Origin of the sequence: Streptococcus oralis, from assembly GCF_026782125.1 — a bacterium.
GTDB classification, from domain to species: domain Bacteria; phylum Bacillota; class Bacilli; order Lactobacillales; family Streptococcaceae; genus Streptococcus; species Streptococcus oralis_CE.
Genome location: NZ_JAKUVY010000002.1, coordinates 269,000 through 285,942 on the forward strand (window position 1 = coordinate 269,000; position 16,943 = coordinate 285,942).

The window sequence follows — 16,943 nt, forward strand, 5'->3', positions numbered from 1 at the left end:
GGAGTTTTTATGACTTATCCGAACCTTTTAGATCGTTTCTTGACTTACGTTAAGGTCAATACGCGTTCTGATGAACACTCTACTACTACTCCAAGTACGCAAAGCCAGGTAGATTTTGCGACCAATGTTCTTATTCCTGAAATGAAACGTGTCGGTCTGCAAAATGTTTACTACCTTCCAAATGGTTTTGCTATTGGGACCTTACCAGCTAACGATCCGTCTTTAACACGTAAGATTGGCTTCATCTCCCACATGGATACCGCTGACTTTAATGCTGAGGGAGTTAATCCGCAAGTCATCAAAAACTACGACGGTGGAGTTATCGACTTGGGTGATTCTGGATTTAAACTCGATCCAGCTGACTTTAAGAGTCTTGAGAAATATCCAGGCCAAACGCTTATCACAACTGATGGCACGACCTTGCTGGGTGCTGATGACAAGTCAGGGATTGCTGAGATTATGACTGCCATCGAATACCTGACTGCTCATCCTGAAATCAAACACTGTGAGATTCGAGTTGGTTTTGGACCAGATGAAGAAATCGGTGTTGGTGCTAATAAATTTGATGCAGAAGATTTTGATGTTGACTTTGCCTATACTGTTGATGGTGGACCACTAGGGGAGCTTCAGTACGAGACTTTCTCAGCAGCTGCTGCTGAACTCCACTTCCAAGGGCGTAATGTCCACCCTGGTACTGCCAAAGGACAGATGGTCAATGCTCTTCAGTTAGCGATTGATTTTCATAATCAACTTCCTGAGAATGATCGACCTGAACTGACAGATGGCTACCAAGGTTTCTATCATCTTATGGATGTATCGGGTAGTGTCGAGGAGACGCGTGCAAGCTATATCATCCGTGATTTTGAAAAAGATGCCTTTGAAGCACGTAAAGCAGCTATGCAAGCCATAGCTGATAAGATGAATCAAGAGCTTGGGAATGATCGCATTACACTCACTCTCACTGACCAGTACTACAATATGAAAGAAGTCATCGAGAAAGATATGACGCCCGTTACCATTGCCAAAGCCGTAATGGAAGATCTGGGAATCACGCCAATCATTGAACCGATTCGTGGTGGAACAGATGGTTCTAAGATTTCCTTTATGGGAATTCCAACTCCGAATATCTTTGCAGGTGGTGAAAACATGCATGGACGTTTTGAATACGTCAGCCTTCAGACTATGGAGCGCGCAGTAGATACCATCATTGGCATTGTATCTTATAAAGACTAAAAAAGACGAGGTAGCTCAGCTACTTCGTCTTTCTTTTTATTCGTTTGGTTGAGTACTTGGCTCAGACTCACTTTTCTCTTGCTTTTCGCTTGCTTGAGAAGCATTTGTTTCACTGCCTTTCTCAGACTTAGATTGGCTGTCAGTTTCACTTGCTTTTGAACGAAGTTCTTGGTTCAAGCTAATAATCTCTTTAGCTAGAGTGAGGAGACCTTCTTTATCACTACTTTTAGCTGCGAGTTGATCAAATAGAGCATCAACACGTTCAAAGTCAACATCGGATCCTTTGTTATCCTCTAAGTACTTGTGAAGAGAGAGCAAGACATTATATAGTTTTTGGTAGATGATCACCGTTTGTGGATCTTTTTCTGCTTCTTTTTCCTCTCGTTGGATAGTCGCTGCAATACGATTTAAAAGATCCTCAAGTTGTGTTTTAGCTTCATCAAGGTCTGCATTTTCCTTTTCAGCAGCCGCTTTGATATTAGCTGCTTCTTCAGCTAGGGATTGTTTGACACCATCTTCCTTGACACGCGCTAGAAGTTGAACGACTTTGGATAGGAGAGCATCCACTTCTTCCTTCTTGACCTTGCTAACCCGCTCTTCTGGCATAAAATCACCGTAGAGTTCTTTTAGGAATTCATAGATGGCTGTCTTAGCAGTTTGACTGTCCACTTTTTCCGTATCCAGAATGGTTTTGACAGCTTTTGTAGAAACTGGTTCTTCTTTGAGAGCTTCTTCTACTTCTAGCTTAGTTTGGTAAATAGTTGGGAATAACTTGTTTAAGTCGGTTGCTTTGAGGAAAGATTGTGACTGGTAAAGTTCCCAAGTCAGCTTGGCAACACGATTACGAAGTTCCTCTCTAAGACGACCATCAGATACATGTTCGTAGAAGTACTTGATGTACTCTACCGTTGTGACTCCTGTACGATCACGGAAATCTTGCAAGGCTTGAAGTTTCGCTTCAATGGCATCCAACTCTGTCTCATCCTGTGCTAGTTTTGCTTCCTGCAAATGTACCAAAAGATCTTTCTTAGGCAAGCCATAAGTATCTGTATCCAGTGTATTGATCTTATCTACTAGAGCTTGGTATTTCTTATCCAAAGGTGATGTTTCAACTGGAGACACACTTTGATCCACATGGATATATTGCTTATCAAAGAGATCCAAGGCTGCTAGGTAACCAGCAGTTGAATTGGTCGCTAATTTTTTCATGTTCTCGATAAATTGACCCAAAGCAAGTTCAACCCGTCTCTGAATGATAGGCTGGTCTTTGTAGAGACTTCTGCTATCTGCTAAAAGTTGATCCACCTTAGATAGAACTGTTTGTTCATCAAATGCTCCAGGTTGATAGGTCGATTGTAGGGCCGGAATCTTATTTTTCAAAGCTACTTCATAGCCCTTAGTCTGAACCTTAATGTAGTGATTGTGGTCTCCGTGAGGAATCACAAAACTACCACTTTCTACCTGTAAACTATAAGGAGACACCCCATCACGTAGGGCAGTTGTATAAAGTTCATTTAGGAAATCAAGTTCTGGATTCCCAGTTTGGAGAGGAATACGAACATGTTCTTTTCGAACAGCATAGGGATGGATATGGGTTGGATCATAGGCTTGATCCGGATTTCCAAAGACAAAGAATCCATTTGAAATACGAATCGCTTCGAGCGGTACTCCGTAGGTCTGTGAGATATACTTGATTTTTTCTTCATCGCTAGCATCTCTTGAGAAACTTTCCACAGTCTTGGCAAGTGGTTGAACAGGCTCAGACTGATGATTTTCTTTCAAGTGGTTTTGGGCAGCTTTAATTTGAGCATCAGTCAAGTCCTTCTTAAAGAAATAATGAGCGTGATCTCCGTGAGAAACTACAAAACCTTGCTCATCCTCACTGATAACGCGTTCAGCTGCAAAGTCATGATCATGTTCTTCGTCATGATGATGGTCATGGTTCTCTCCATCGTGGTCATGATCTTCATGGTTTGTATCCTGACTTCCATGGTCACCGTCTTGGTCATGATGATGGTCTTGCTGCCCAGGATGTTCTACGGGTTTGCTTGGTTTTTCCAAAGGTGCTGGTTGCCCACTGTCGCTAGCAAGAGGAATCATACGCGCAATCTTTTCTTCCAAAGCAGAAAGCTTTGTATACGGAATGAAATGATAGTGATTTCCATGAGGAATCGCTACGCCACTTGGTGTTCTACTTGAAATCTTAGCAGGGTCAAAAATCAAGCCATCTGATTCAGCATAACGTTGATTACTTGGAAGAGCATAGAGTTGCTGCAATAGACTCTGAAGGCTCTCTTCTGGTTTGCTTGGTGTTTCGGTTTGTTGACTAGGATTAGTGGTTTGACTGGTTCCATTTTGACTTGGACGATGGTCAGTCACACTCGGTTGTTTTCTACTTCCAGAGAGGAAGGCTTGAGCAGCTGCTAATTCGCTAGCAGACAAGGAACTCTTTGGAATATAGTGGTAATGTCCTCCGTGAGGAACGATATAAGCATCACCAGTATCCTCTATAATATCAGATGGATTAAAGATGTAGCCATCATCGGTAGTATAGCGTCCTTGTGATCGTGCAAGTGTCACTGCACTGTTAGAAGTTGATGCATCGTGTGTATGACCTTGTTTTTGGCGTTCAATTTCGTCCTTCGTACGAACGTTATCTGCATGTGCCGCATCCTTAAGGTAAACATAATACTTCCCATCCACCTTGATAATGTAGCCACCTTTGATTTCATTGACAATATCAGCGTCTTTGAGTTGATAATTTGCATCTTTCATCAACAGTTCTTCGCTGAAAATCGCGTCAAAAGGAACTTTACCATTGTAATAATGGAAATGATCACCGTGCGATGTCACATAACCTTGATCGGTAATTTTCACGACAATTTGTTCTGCCTGAATATCTTCTTTTTTGCTAACTTGATTTGGTGTCTGGGTCTCTGTTTTTTGAGAGTCTTGCTTCCCATCGACATAAGACACACGATTATTATCTTTGTTTCCTTCTACCTGGTGTTGGTTCAATGCATAGATGCAAAGACTTAGGGAAAGGACTAAAGCCGATCCCGCCGCAAGATACTTTTTCTTAATTTTCATAATCTCCTCATTTTAATTCTTCTGCAAGAACATTTATATTTTCTTCTAGGTTTTCTAAGTAAGTTTTGTCATTCTCAGGATCTGCTTCCAAAGGATTCAGTGTTTTCAGACTAACTCCTGTTGATTTGACCAAGGTTTCAGCAACTTTAGAAGAAGCATTGCTCTCAGTAAAGATGGTTTTAACCTTGTATGTTTTAACAAATTCTTGGATTTCTGTCAACTGTCTCGGACTCGGCTCTTGTTCAGGGGAAATTCCTGCAATCCCAAGTTGTTTCAAACCAAAGCGTTTAGCCAGGTAAGAAAAGGCTGTGTGTTGTGTAACAAATGTTTTTTGACTCGCTTTTTCAAAAATAGGTTGGTATTTCTTGCTTAATTCTTGAGCTTTAGCGATAAAGTCTTTGGCATTCTTTTGATAAGTTTCCTTATTGGCACTATCAAGCTCCGAAAGTTTGTCCGCAATAATCTGTGCCTCTTCGCCTGCTTTTTCTGGATCTAACCAAGTGTGCGGGTCGTAGAGTGTTTTTTCATCAATACCGTCACCAGATTCTACATCTTCTAATCCCGGTACACGCTCCAAGGTCATCCCTTCAGAAGCTTCCAAAACTTTAACTTTTGAGTTTTTCAAGTTAGGATCCAGACTTCCCGCCCAAGACTCCAGTGTATGCGAGTGGTAGACAAATACATCCGCGTCATAAATAGCAGCAATGTCATTCGCTGAAGGTTCATATGAGTGAATTCCACTACTTGACTGAATCATCCGAACATCATTCAAGTCACCTGATACCTCTTTGACCATGGCATAGACTGGGTAAAAACTTGTGACAATCTTCATCCCTTTTGCTTCTTGTTTTTCTTTTTGGCTACATGCTCCTAAGACAAGAGCCAACAAACTGGCCATCAATAATAGGATTGTTCTTTTTTTCATCATTACTCCTTAACTAGTATTTAACCATTTAATTAACTAGTAAATAGTTTATCTTTATTTACCCTATATGTCAAGTTATTTTGCACATTTTCATGAAAAAAATGAGAACTAGAACTCACATTCTGCTCTCATTTTTGATTTTATCTTTTCTAGCTCTCCTATCCTGTTTTAGGAGTTAGAAAATGTTGCTACGACTACTTACTCTTCCTTAACAAAGCCAATAATTTTTCAGCTTCTGCCATAATAGTATTGTTGTCCTGGGAGCCAAATAGCAAGTTATTCTTTAATCCTGTGAGAGTTTCTTTAGCATTAGACTTGATAATTGGATCCTGTATTTTTTCAAGTAAATCTTCAGCCTCTCTCAATTTTTCTTCAACCTTTTCAGTTTCAACCTGAGGTTCTTCTTGTTCCTCTGGCGATTCTTCTTCTGGCTCCTCAGTTGGTTTTGGAGACTCTGGTTTCTCACTCTGAGGTTTTTCTTCCTCAGGTTTTTCTGTACGAGGTTTCTCTACTGATGGTTTTTCCGTATGATTGTTATCTGCTTGACCATTTTGGTTTCTTTGAACATGGTCACTTGCATTTCCCCAACCACTATCTGAATGCGGACGTTCGTTTGGATGTTCGACATAGTACTTGACAGTCGCAAAGAGATCCTCTAGAGTATAGCCCTTAGGAGCCTCATAAAGACCTTCGTCAAACCACTCAAATTTGATGTTATGGTAATGGTCATAATGAGGTATAATCAAGCTTCCGTTTTTGACTTCCACAGTGTGTTGGAGATTGTAAGGCATACGATCAAGCGGTACCTTCTTGGCTGCTTTCACGCGATTGTAGATAGCTTCTGCTCCTTTAGCCTCCGTATTTCCTGAATCCTGATGGTCTGTCGAAGGAGGGGTCAAACCTTTCTCTTTAGCATAAGCCTGGGCTGCCGCTCTTTCAGCTTCAGACAAACTATCTTTCTTAATCCAATGACTATGGGTCATATGTGGAGTTACATAGGCATCCCCCTCATCACTTGTGATATCACGAGGATCAAAGATATAACCGTCTTCTGTTGTATACTTACCTGCCAACTTGGCTACTTGAATCTCATCATCAGTATAAGCAATTTGCGCATTCGGTTTTCCTAAACGTTCTGGATGACGAATCGGTACTAGGAAGGCAAGAATATCATCCACTAACTTAACTTTATCGCTTGAGACATCATTGAGACGTTCCAAGAGTTTATCCAAAGCCTCAAAATCAACTTGTCGACCTTTATTATCAAGTAAGTCTTGATGAACTCTTGCTAGTAAATCATAAGCCTTATTGTAAAATCCTCGATCACCAGATGGGAGGTTGGTTTTCTTAGCTCCGAGTTTATGAGACAAACTTTCTTGCTTGGCTAGTTTACTATCAATGGCTGCTGCTGTTTCTGCTGAAAGTTCCTTGGCAGGAGTATAACGTGAGATTCCATTCTCCTCAAATACATAGCCATCGCCTACTTTTCGAACCGCCTGTTTAACCAATTTTTCATCAACTGGATTGCTTGGAGCTGGTTGAGGATTTGGTGTAGGTTGCGGGCTTGGACTTGGTTCCGGAGTCGGCTGGGGACTTGGTTCTTCTGGTCTTGAATCTGGTACCCAATGATTTGAACGATAACGAAGGGGAATAATACGAGCAATTCGGTCTTCCAATTCAGACATTTGTTCGTAAGGGATGAAATGGTAATGGTCACCATGAGGGACAGCAACTCCTCTAGCTGTTCGACTTGTAATCTGTGCCGGATCAAAGATAAGGCCATCAGATTCTACGTGTCGTTGGCTCAAAGGCAGTTTGTAGAGCTGTTTCAAAAGACTATCAATGTCATCACTTTGACTTGCTTGACTATTGTCGCTACTGTTGTTAGATGTGTTCCTGTTCGTATAGCCACTGCCTTGATTATTATAGGATGGAATCCATCTATCTACATCGCTGCTGGTACTGTTGTTATTGGTACGGCTATAAGTAGGCGTATTTGATTGGCTACCTTTACCAGATAAGAAGGCTCGAGCAGCAGCTAATTCACTGGCAGACAAGTCACTCTTAGGAATATAGTGGAAGTGATTACCATGAGGAACAATATAAGCATCGCCCGTATCTTCGATGATATCAGATGCATTAAAGATATAACCATCATCTGTTGTATAGCGTCCTTGAGCTCTGGCAGCAACTACCGCTTTATCGTTAGTTCCACCTCCGTGATTACTACTATGTTCTTGCTTCTGACGAGTAATTTCTTCTTTTGAGCGAACATTATCAGCATGAGCCGCATCTTTCAGGTAAACATAGTATTTCCCGTCTACCTTAATCACATAACCACCCTTGATTTCATTGACAATGTCTGAATCCTTCAACTGATAATTCGGATCTTTCATCAGCAGTTCTTCACTGATAATAGCATCATAAGGAACCTTGCCATTATAGTAATGATAATGGTCTCCATGGGAAGTCACATAACCTTGATTCGTAATCTTGATAACAATTTGCTCGGCATTAATACCTTCTTTTTTACTGATTTCATCAGGTGTCAAAGTCTCTGCCTTTTGGCTTGGTTGGTTGCCATCGATGTATGAAACACGGTTATTTTCTTTTACAGTTTGAGCTTGATGCAAACCTAGTTCATAAGCACAGACACTTAAAACAAGTGTAGCTACTGACCCAGCTAGATATTTTTTATTGATTTTCATTCTTTCCTCTTTTCTTAAGTATATTTGATTCACTATAAAATAATAAACCAGTTAATTAACTAGTTAATAGTTTACTCTTTTTAATATTGCTTGTCAAGAATTTTACATATCCACATAATAAAAATGAAAGCCTCTTTATCGAGACTTTCATTTTTCATTAGTTTATTTTTTCCTTACTTACAGATGAAGGATTACTTCCTTTTAACAACGCAAGTAATTTTTCTGCTTCTGCCATGATACCATTATTATCCATAGTTTGAAGAGTCAAATTATTTCGTAAACCAGCTAGAGTTTCTGTTGCATTGGCTTTCAGACTAGAATCCGTTACTTTCGCAAGCAAAATTTCTGCTTCTTTGAGTTTGGCTTCTACTTTTTCAGTCTCTACTTGAGGGACTTCTGGCTCAGCAGGTGTTTCCTCTACTGGCTCTTCATCCGCTTTGAAGTTCTTATTTGGATCTTCACTGTGGTCTTTCTTGCCTAACACATGCTCACTGGCATTGCCCCATCCATCATTAGAATGTGGACGTTCGTCAGGGTGTTCTACGTAGTACTTAATCGTCGCAAACAAATCTTCCAAGGTATAGCCATTTGGAGCCTTGTATGTGTGATCATCAAACCAAGCAAATTTAATGTTATGGTAATGATCCTTATGAGGAATAATCAAATTACCGTTTTTAACCTCAACTGTATGCTCAACCATATATGGAAGTCGAACGAGTGGAATTCGTTTTTCCCCTTTCACACGATTGTAAATAGCTGCTGCACTATCTCCAGTTGGATTTGCTTGAACATCTGCGTCTGAAGATGGAGGTAGGATACCTTTTTCTTTAGTATAGGCTTGAGCTGCAACTTTTTCCTTATCAGAAAGGCTGTCTTTTCCAATCCAGTGACTATGGCTCATATGAGGCGTTACATATGCATCTCCTTCATCACTGATTATATCATGTTCGTCAAAAATGTAACCATCTGACGTTGTATACTTATCAACTAATTGAGCAATACGAACTTCGTCTTCAGTATACTCAATCTGAGAATTTGGCTTGCCAAGTCGCTCTGGATGGGTAATGGGTGCTAGGAATGCCAATAAATCATCTACTAATTTTCCTTTATTAGAAGATTCATCATTCAAGCGTTCTGCTAATTTGTCTAAGGCTTGGAAATCAGAAGTACGACCCTTATTTTCAGACAAGGCTTTATGAGCCTCGGCCAATAAATTATATGCTTTATCATAGAATTCTTGGTCACGAGGAGCGACATTTTCTTTTTTAGCAGTTAAAGTATGTGAAACACTCTCTTGTTTTGATAACTTGCTTTCAAGATTTTTAACAGTTTCAGATGGTAAATCTTTCGCAAAGACATAACGAGAGATGCCCTTTTCTTCGAATACATATCCTTCCCCAACTTTTCGTACCAGCTGACTAACCAAAGAAGAATTTGAGTCTATTTTAAGATTTGGTGCAGGTTGCGGGCTTGGACTAGGTTCCGGAGTCGGTTGTGGACTTGGTTCTTCTGGTCTTGAATCCGGCACCCAATGGTTTGAACGATAGCGAAGTGGGATGACGCGAGCGATTCGTTCTTCCAATTCAGACATTTGTTCGTAAGGGATAAAATGGTAATGGTCACCATGAGGTACAGCAACTCCTCTAGCTGTTCGACTTGTAATCTGCGCCGGATCAAAGACAAGGCCATCAGATTCCACGTGTCGTTGACTGAGTGGCAAGGCATAAAGTTGTTTTAGAAGGCTATCAATACCCTCATCACTTTGACTTGCTTTGCTATCGTCACTGCTGTTGTTAGATGTGTTCCTGTTCGTATAGCCACTGCCTTGATTATTATAGGATGGAATCCATCTATCTACATCGCTGCTGGTACTGTTGTTATTGGTACGGCTATAAGTAGGCGTATTTGATTGGCTACCTTTACCAGATAAGAAGGCTCGAGCAGCAGCTAATTCACTGGCAGACAAGTCACTCTTAGGAATGTAATGGAAATGGTCGCCATGAGGAACGATATAAGCATCACCAGTATCCTCTATGATATCAGAAGCATTAAAGATATAACCATCATCTGTAGTATAACGTCCTTGCGAACGTGCCAAGGCAACAGCACCATCGTTTCTTGGAGTCCCACCTTCACGATGCTGACTATGCTCTTGTTTTTGTCGATTAATTTCTTCTTTTGTACGGACATTATCTGCATGGGCTGCATCCTTAAGGTAAACATAGTATTTTCCATCTACCTTAATAACATAACCACCCTTGATTTCACTGATAATATCCTCGTCCTTTAGCTGGTAGTTTGAATCCTTCATCAGCAACTCTTCACTGATGATAGCATCATAAGGGACCTTACCATTGTAATAATGATAGTGGTCTCCATGTGAAGTGACATAGCCTTGGTCTGTTATCTTGATGACGATTTGTTCGGCATTAATACCTTCTTTTTTACTGACCTCATCAGGAGTCAGATTCTCTGTTTTTTGTGCTGCTTGTTTTCCATCTATATAGGAAACACGATTATTTTCTTTTACAGTTTGAGCTTGATACAGTCCCAACTCGTAAGAGCAAACACTTAAAATTAAAGCTGCCGCAGAACCAGCAAGGTATTTTTTATTAACTTTCATCGAAACTCTCTTTCTATTTGATATTTCTAGTTGCAATTCATTTCTAAATTGCAGAAACTCCCCTCTGTTACTTAACTGGTTAATAGTTTACTCCTAAATCTCCAACTTGTCAAGGATTTTATGAACCAGTTAAGTATTTTTTGTTCTGACCACTACTTTTTCAAGATTGGACTTTCTATAAGAAAGATTTTCTTGAAAATTCTTTTTAAAATATAAAAAAATCCCTGCAACTGAGTTGCAGGGACTTTTCGATTAATCAAAATTAACGTATTCTTTTTGAAGTTCAAGAACTTCTTCCATTGTTGAGCATTCTGTAAGGGCACGGTTTGCGTACTCTTCCATCTTAGCTGTATCAAGTTTCTTCATCAAGCTACGTGTACGAAGTACTGATGTTGCTGACATAGAGAACTCATCCAAGCCCATTCCTACAAGAAGTGGAACAGCTTGTTGGTCACCAGCCATCTCACCACACATACCTGCCCATTTACCTTCAGCATGAGCTGCTTTGATAACGTTGTTAATCAAACGAAGGATTGATGGGTTGTATGGTTGGTAAAGGTATGAAACTTGTTCGTTCATACGGTCTGCTGCCATTGTGTATTGGATCAAGTCGTTTGTACCAATTGAGAAGAAGTCAACTTCTTTAGCAAATTGGTCTGCAAGCATTGCTGCTGCTGGGATTTCGATCATGATACCAACTTGGATATTATCCGCAACTGCAACACCTTCAGCAAGAAGGTTTGCTTTTTCTTCGTCAAAGACTGCTTTCGCTGCACGGAATTCTTTCAAGAGCGCAACCATTGGGAACATGATACGCAATTGACCGTGAACAGACGCACGAAGAAGGGCACGGATTTGTGTGCGGAACATAGCATCTCCAGTCTCAGAGATAGAGATACGAAGGGCACGGAATCCAAGGAATGGGTTCATTTCGTGAGGCATATCGAAGTAAGGAAGTTCCTTATCTCCACCGATATCCATTGTACGAACGACAACAGGTTTACCGTTCATTCCTTCAAGTACAGCCTTGTAAGCTTCGTACTGCTCATCTTCAGTTGGGAAGTCTTGAGAATCCATATACAAGAACTCTGTACGGTAAAGACCAACAGCTTCAGCACCGTTGTCATTGACACCTTCCACGTCTTTTGGAGTACCGATGTTGGCAGCCAATTCAAAGTGTTTACCATCCGCAGTTACTGTTTTAGCATCTTTCAAGAGCGCCCATTCAGCTTTTTGCTTCGCATAAGCTTCACCAGCAGACTTGAATTCAGCAGCTTGCTCATCAGTTGGGTTGATAATAACCTCACCTGTGATACCGTTAACAGCGAGAATGTCACCGTCTTTAACGATTTCAGTGATGTTGTTTGTACCCAATACAGCAGCAATTTCAAGTGTACGTGCCATGATAGCTGAGTGGCTTGTACGTCCACCAATGTTGGTTACAAAAGCTTTTACAAAGTTTTTGTCCAATTGAGCTGTATCTGAAGGAGTCAAGTCATGCGCAATCACGATCACTTCTTCATTGATAGAAGCTGGGTTTGGCAATTTTTTACCAAGGAGGTTAGCCAATACACGTTTCGTCACGTCGCGGATATCCGCCGCACGTTCTTGCATGTATGGGTTGTCTTCCATACCTTCAAAGATAGTGATAAACATGTCTGTAACTTCTTTCAGACCTGCCTCTGCATTCACTTTCTTGGCACGGATTGTTTCCTTGATTTGGCTGATCATTTCTGGGTCAGCAAGAACCATTAAGTGAGCGTCAAATACTTGAGCAGCTTCTTCACCGAGCGTACCTACTGCTTTCTCACGAATAACAGAAAGCTCGTCTTGTGATGCCTGTAGAGCGGCATCAAGGCGAGCTTCTTCTGCGTTTGTATCTTCGACTGTAATAGTCTCAAATGACAAATCCGGTTGAACGAGTAGATATGCTTTTGCAACTGCAACACCATCAGATGCTGCGATTCCTTTAAGCATTTCTGTCATTTTCCTTATGCCAATCCTTCTTTTTCCATAGTTTCAGTGATAGCAGCGATTGCGTCGTCAGCATCTGCACCTTCAGCTGAAATTGTAACGTCAGCACCTTGGCCAACACCAAGACTCATAACACCCATGATAGATTTAAGGTTTACTGATTTACCTTTGTATTCAAGAGTGATATCTGAAGCAAATTTGCTAGCTGTTTGAACCAACAATGTTGCTGGACGTGCGTGAATACCTGTTTCTGCCACTACGTGGAAATCTTTAGAAGCCATAGTTTGACTCTCCTTTAGTTATTTCTTTTTTGGATTATATGTGATAACCCTTACAAGACTGTATTATATCACCTTCTAGATAATTTTTCAAGTGTTTTATGGACTTTCTTCTATTTCCTTTCTGATAACTTGCTGAAAATCTTCTATTTATCTTACCAATATACAGTATATAGTTTTTTTGTTTTGATAAACTTTGATAGTTCAATGAAAACCCAATTTTACACTCTGACAAAACACTATATATTGTGCTTTGTTTTTGAAACTGTAACTTTTTAGCACAAGATTTAGTTTAAAAAGTTTGACAAAGTTTTTTTTTCTGATATACTAAGAAAGTAATCTATTTTGAAAGAGGAGTTACGAAAATGGTAACCGTTTATTCTAAAAACAACTGTGTCCAATGTAAGATGACCAAACGTTTCTTGGACAGCAACAATGTCGCTTATCGTGAGATCAATCTCGACGAGCAACCAGAGTACATCGATCAAGTTAAAGAGCTCGGTTTCAGCGCAGCTCCTGTTATCCAAACACCAACTGAAGTCTTTTCAGGCTTCCAACCAGGAAAACTGAAACAATTAGCATAATCTTAGTACATCATCCAGAAGAGATTGCTTCTAGGGCTAACTTAGAGGCCTTTCTTTTGTAATTAGATAAAGGAAATTTTATGGGATTAAAACATCTTGAGGACGTAACTTACTTCCGTCTCAATAACGAAATCAACCGTCCTGTTAATGGACAAATCATGCTTCATAAAGATAAAGAAGCCTTGGATGCCTTCTTTAAAGAAAATGTAGTACCAAATACAATGGTTTTTGATTCAATCACTGATAAAATCAACTACCTCATTGAACACAACTACATTGAAACAGCATTTATCAAGAAATACCGCCCAGAATTCTTGGAAGAATTGTCTCAATTTATTAAAGATCAAAACTTCCAATTCAAGTCTTTCATGGCTGCCTATAAGTTTTACAATCAATATGCCTTGAAGACTAACGATGGGGAATACTATCTTGAAAGCATGGAAGACCGTGTCTTCTTTAACGCACTTTATTTTGCTGATGGTGATGAAGCTGTTGCGATTGATATTGCCAATGAAATCATCCACCAACGCTACCAACCTGCTACTCCTTCCTTCTTGAATGCTGGTCGTGCGCGTCGTGGAGAGTTGGTATCTTGCTTCTTGATCCAAGTGACGGATGATATGAACTCTATTGGACGTTCCATCAACTCTGCCCTTCAACTTTCTCGTATCGGGGGTGGTGTGGGAATTACCCTCAGTAACCTTCGTGAAGCAGGTGCACCTATCAAAGGTTATGAAGGAGCCGCTTCTGGTGTCGTTCCAGTTATGAAACTCTTCGAAGACAGTTTCTCTTACTCTAACCAATTGGGGCAACGTCAAGGGGCTGGTGTAGTATATCTCAACGTCTTTCACCCAGATATCATCGCCTTCCTTTCCACTAAGAAAGAAAATGCCGATGAAAAAGTTCGTGTGAAGACCCTCTCACTTGGAGTTGTGGTACCCGATAAATTCTACGAATTGGCCCGTAAAAATGAAGAAATGTACCTCTTCAGCCCTTACTCTGTAGAGCTTGAGTATGGCGTGCCATTCAACTATATCGATATCACTGAAAAATATGATGAATTAGTAGCAAATCCAAATATCCGCAAGACAAAAATCAAGGCGCGTGATTTGGAAACGGAAATCTCTAAATTGCAACAAGAATCTGGCTATCCATATGTAGTCAACATCGATACGGCTAACCGTGCGAATCCTGTTTATGGAAAGATTATCATGAGTAACTTGTGTTCTGAGATTCTTCAAGTTCAAGAACCAAGTTTGATCAACGATGCTCAAGAATTCCTTCAAATGGGAACGGACGTTTCATGTAACCTTGGTTCAACCAACGTGGTCAACATGATGACCTCACCTGACTTTGGTCGTTCTATCCGTGCTATGGTTCGTGCTTTGACTTTCGTTACAGATAGTTCACACATCGTAGCTGTCCCTACTATCGACCACGGAAACAGTTTGGCTCACACCTTTGGTCTTGGTGCCATGGGGCTTCATAGTTACCTTGCCCAACAACTCATCGAATACGGATCACCTGAGTCAGTTGAATTCACAAGCATCTACTTTATGCTTATGAACTACTGGACCTTGGTAGAATCTAATAACATAGCGCGTGAACGTGGTATCACCTTCCACAACTTTGAAAAATCAGACTATGCTAACGGAAGCTACTTCGACAAGTACGTGACAGGCGAATTTGTTCCAAAATCAGACCGTGTTAAAGAACTCTTCAAAGATGTCTTTATTCCAAGTGCTGCTGATTGGGCTGAACTTCGCGAAAAGGTTCAAGCAGATGGTCTTTATCACCAAAACCGCCTTGCTGTAGCTCCAAATGGTTCTATCAGTTACATCAACGATGTTTCTGCATCTATCCACCCGATTACGCAACGCATTGAAGAACGCCAAGAGAAGAAAATCGGTAAAATCTACTATCCTGCTGCAGGTTTGTCAACAGATACTATCCCTTACTACACTTCTGCTTACGACATGGATATGCGTAAGGTGATTGATGTTTACGCTGCTGCGACTGAGCACGTGGACCAAGGGCTTTCACTCACCCTCTTCATGCGTAGCGACATTCCAAAAGGTCTTTACGAATGGAAGAAAGAAAACAAACAAACGACACGTGACCTATCTATCCTTCGTAACTATGCCTTTAACAAGGGTATCAAGTCTATCTACTACGTCCGTACCTTTACAGACGATGGTGGAGAAGTCGGTGCTAACCAATGTGAAAGCTGTGTGATTTAATTTTTATCTGAGGCAGCCACGTTTTCTCAGACTACTGATTAAGTTAACCGCCAGACAAAACTTGATAAGTATCTTAAATACTATGAAAAACTAAAAAGTCGGGTTTCCGACTTTTTGTGCGATACTCTTCTCAGACTATGATAAAATAGAGATGATTCGGCAATCGCATTATTACATACAGAAAGAGATTTCAAATGGAAACTTACTACAAAGCCATTAACTGGAATGCCATCGAAGATGTCATCGACAAATCAACTTGGGAAAAGCTGACAGAGCAATTCTGGCTCGATACGCGTATCCCCTTGTCAAATGACCTAGACGACTGGAGAAAACTATCAAACAAAGAAAAAGACTTGGTTGGAAAAGTCTTTGGTGGTTTGACCCTTTTGGACACCATGCAATCTGAAACAGGGGTTCAAGCACTTCGCTCAGACATCCGTACACCGCATGAGGAAGCTGTTTTCAACAACATCCAGTTTATGGAATCTGTCCACGCAAAATCTTACTCTTCTATCTTTTCAACCTTGAATACCAAGGCTGAAATCGAAGAAATCTTTGAATGGACCAACACTAACCCCTACCTACAAAGAAAAGCGGAAATTATCAATGAAATCTATCTCAATGGTAGCCCTCTAGAAAAGAAGGTTGCCAGCGTTTTCCTTGAAACCTTCCTCTTCTACTCTGGTTTCTTTACGCCCCTCTACTATCTCGGTAACAACAAACTGGCCAACGTTGCAGAAATCATCAAACTGATCATCCGTGATGAGTCTGTTCACGGAACTTACATTGGTTACAAATTCCAACTTGGTTTCAATGAATTACCTGAAGAAGAGCAAGAAAAGCTCAAAGAATGGATGTACGACCTGCTCTACACTCTCTACGAAAACGAAGAGGGCTATACAGAAAGCCTCTATGACGGTGTTGGCTGGACTGAGGAAGTTAAAACTTTCCTTCGTTACAATGCCAATAAGGCTCTTATGAACCTAGGACAAGATCCACTCTTCCCAGATTCAGCTGATGATGTCAACCCAATCGTTATGAACGGAATCTCAACAGGAACTTCTAATCACGACTTCTTCTCTCAAGTCGGAAATGGTTACCTCCTTGGTGAAGTTGAAGCCATGCAAGACGAGGATTACAACTACGGTTTAGACTAATTTGGCCAATCATTCAAAATATCATGGTTTGTTTAAAACAACCATGATATTTTTGTTTTTGTTTTATTTTGTTTTTTTCTATTTGATTGATTGAGCGTTTTATGGTAAGATAATAATAGTAGAAATCGAGG

General features: G+C 40.5%; 10 protein-coding genes. 4 read left to right on the forward strand and 6 right to left on the reverse strand.

Translation table 11 applies throughout. The features are described 5' to 3' along the window. The first annotated feature begins 9 nt into the window (after positions 1-9). On the forward strand, positions 10-1,233 hold the full coding sequence (gene pepT / locus MK385_RS02815) for a peptidase T (RefSeq protein ID WP_268725226.1): 1,224 nt from the start codon (positions 10-12) through the stop codon (positions 1,231-1,233). A 36-nt stretch (positions 1,234-1,269) separates the two neighbouring features. Here pepT and MK385_RS02820 read toward each other — a convergent pair whose 3' ends face one another. The 6 genes from MK385_RS02820 to MK385_RS02845 form a co-directional block, all read right to left on the reverse strand. Beyond that, positions 1,270-4,323 carry a pneumococcal-type histidine triad protein gene (locus MK385_RS02820; protein ID WP_268725227.1) on the reverse strand — a complete coding sequence of 1,018 codons (3,054 nt, stop codon included), beginning with the start codon at positions 4,321-4,323 and terminating at the stop codon, positions 1,270-1,272. A gap of 7 nt (positions 4,324-4,330) precedes the next feature. Next, positions 4,331-5,248, reverse strand: a complete 918-nt coding sequence (locus MK385_RS02825) for a metal ABC transporter substrate-binding protein (RefSeq protein ID WP_268725228.1) — start codon at positions 5,246-5,248, stop codon at positions 4,331-4,333. Between the two features lie 194 nt (positions 5,249-5,442). Then, a complete protein-coding gene (locus MK385_RS02830) occupies positions 5,443-7,956 on the reverse strand; it encodes a pneumococcal-type histidine triad protein (protein WP_268725229.1) in 2,514 nt (837 codons plus the stop codon). 157 nt (positions 7,957-8,113) lie between these two features. Beyond that, positions 8,114-10,579 carry a pneumococcal-type histidine triad protein gene (locus MK385_RS02835; RefSeq protein ID WP_268725230.1) on the reverse strand — a complete coding sequence of 822 codons (2,466 nt, stop codon included), beginning with the start codon at positions 10,577-10,579 and terminating at the stop codon, positions 8,114-8,116. A 252-nt stretch (positions 10,580-10,831) separates the two neighbouring features. Then, a complete protein-coding gene (gene ptsP / locus MK385_RS02840; RefSeq protein ID WP_084921899.1) occupies positions 10,832-12,565 on the reverse strand; it encodes a phosphoenolpyruvate--protein phosphotransferase in 1,734 nt (577 codons plus the stop codon). Between the two features lie 5 nt (positions 12,566-12,570). After that, entirely contained in the window at positions 12,571-12,834 is a 264-nt protein-coding gene (locus MK385_RS02845) for a phosphocarrier protein HPr (protein ID WP_000146948.1), read from the reverse strand. A gap of 362 nt (positions 12,835-13,196) precedes the next feature. On the opposite strand from MK385_RS02845, the gene nrdH reads away from it, so the two are divergent. The 3 genes from nrdH to nrdF all read left to right on the forward strand — a co-directional run bounded on the left by nrdH (position 13,197) and on the right by nrdF (position 16,812). Beyond that, a complete protein-coding gene (nrdH, locus tag MK385_RS02850) occupies positions 13,197-13,415 on the forward strand; it encodes a glutaredoxin-like protein NrdH (protein WP_000259240.1) in 219 nt (72 codons plus the stop codon). A gap of 80 nt (positions 13,416-13,495) precedes the next feature. Continuing rightward, positions 13,496-15,655, forward strand: coding sequence for a class 1b ribonucleoside-diphosphate reductase subunit alpha (gene nrdE, locus MK385_RS02855; RefSeq protein ID WP_268725231.1), 2,160 nt, complete (start codon positions 13,496-13,498; stop codon positions 15,653-15,655). A 194-nt stretch (positions 15,656-15,849) separates the two neighbouring features. Next, positions 15,850-16,812, forward strand: coding sequence for a class 1b ribonucleoside-diphosphate reductase subunit beta (nrdF, locus tag MK385_RS02860; protein WP_000451378.1), 963 nt, complete (start codon positions 15,850-15,852; stop codon positions 16,810-16,812). The last annotated feature ends 131 nt before the right edge of the window (positions 16,813-16,943 follow it).

Excerpts from the sequence above, each read along its gene's own strand:
- ptsP (WP_084921899.1), bottom strand. The coding sequence starts at position 12,565 with ATGACAGAAATGCTTAAAGGAATCGCAGCATCTGATGGTGTTGCAGTT.
- MK385_RS02845 (WP_000146948.1), bottom strand. The coding sequence starts at position 12,834 with ATGGCTTCTAAAGATTTCCACGTAGTGGCAGAAACAGGTATTCACGCA.
- pepT (WP_268725226.1), top strand. The coding sequence starts at position 10 with ATGACTTATCCGAACCTTTTAGATCGTTTCTTGACTTACGTTAAGGTC.
- nrdF (WP_000451378.1), top strand. The coding sequence starts at position 15,850 with ATGGAAACTTACTACAAAGCCATTAACTGGAATGCCATCGAAGATGTC.
- MK385_RS02835 (WP_268725230.1), bottom strand. The coding sequence starts at position 10,579 with ATGAAAGTTAATAAAAAATACCTTGCTGGTTCTGCGGCAGCTTTAATT.
- MK385_RS02820 (WP_268725227.1), bottom strand. The coding sequence starts at position 4,323 with ATGAAAATTAAGAAAAAGTATCTTGCGGCGGGATCGGCTTTAGTCCTT.
- nrdH (WP_000259240.1), top strand. The coding sequence starts at position 13,197 with ATGGTAACCGTTTATTCTAAAAACAACTGTGTCCAATGTAAGATGACC.
- nrdE (WP_268725231.1), top strand. The coding sequence starts at position 13,496 with ATGGGATTAAAACATCTTGAGGACGTAACTTACTTCCGTCTCAATAAC.
- MK385_RS02825 (WP_268725228.1), bottom strand. The coding sequence starts at position 5,248 with ATGAAAAAAAGAACAATCCTATTATTGATGGCCAGTTTGTTGGCTCTT.
- MK385_RS02830 (WP_268725229.1), bottom strand. The coding sequence starts at position 7,956 with ATGAAAATCAATAAAAAATATCTAGCTGGGTCAGTAGCTACACTTGTT.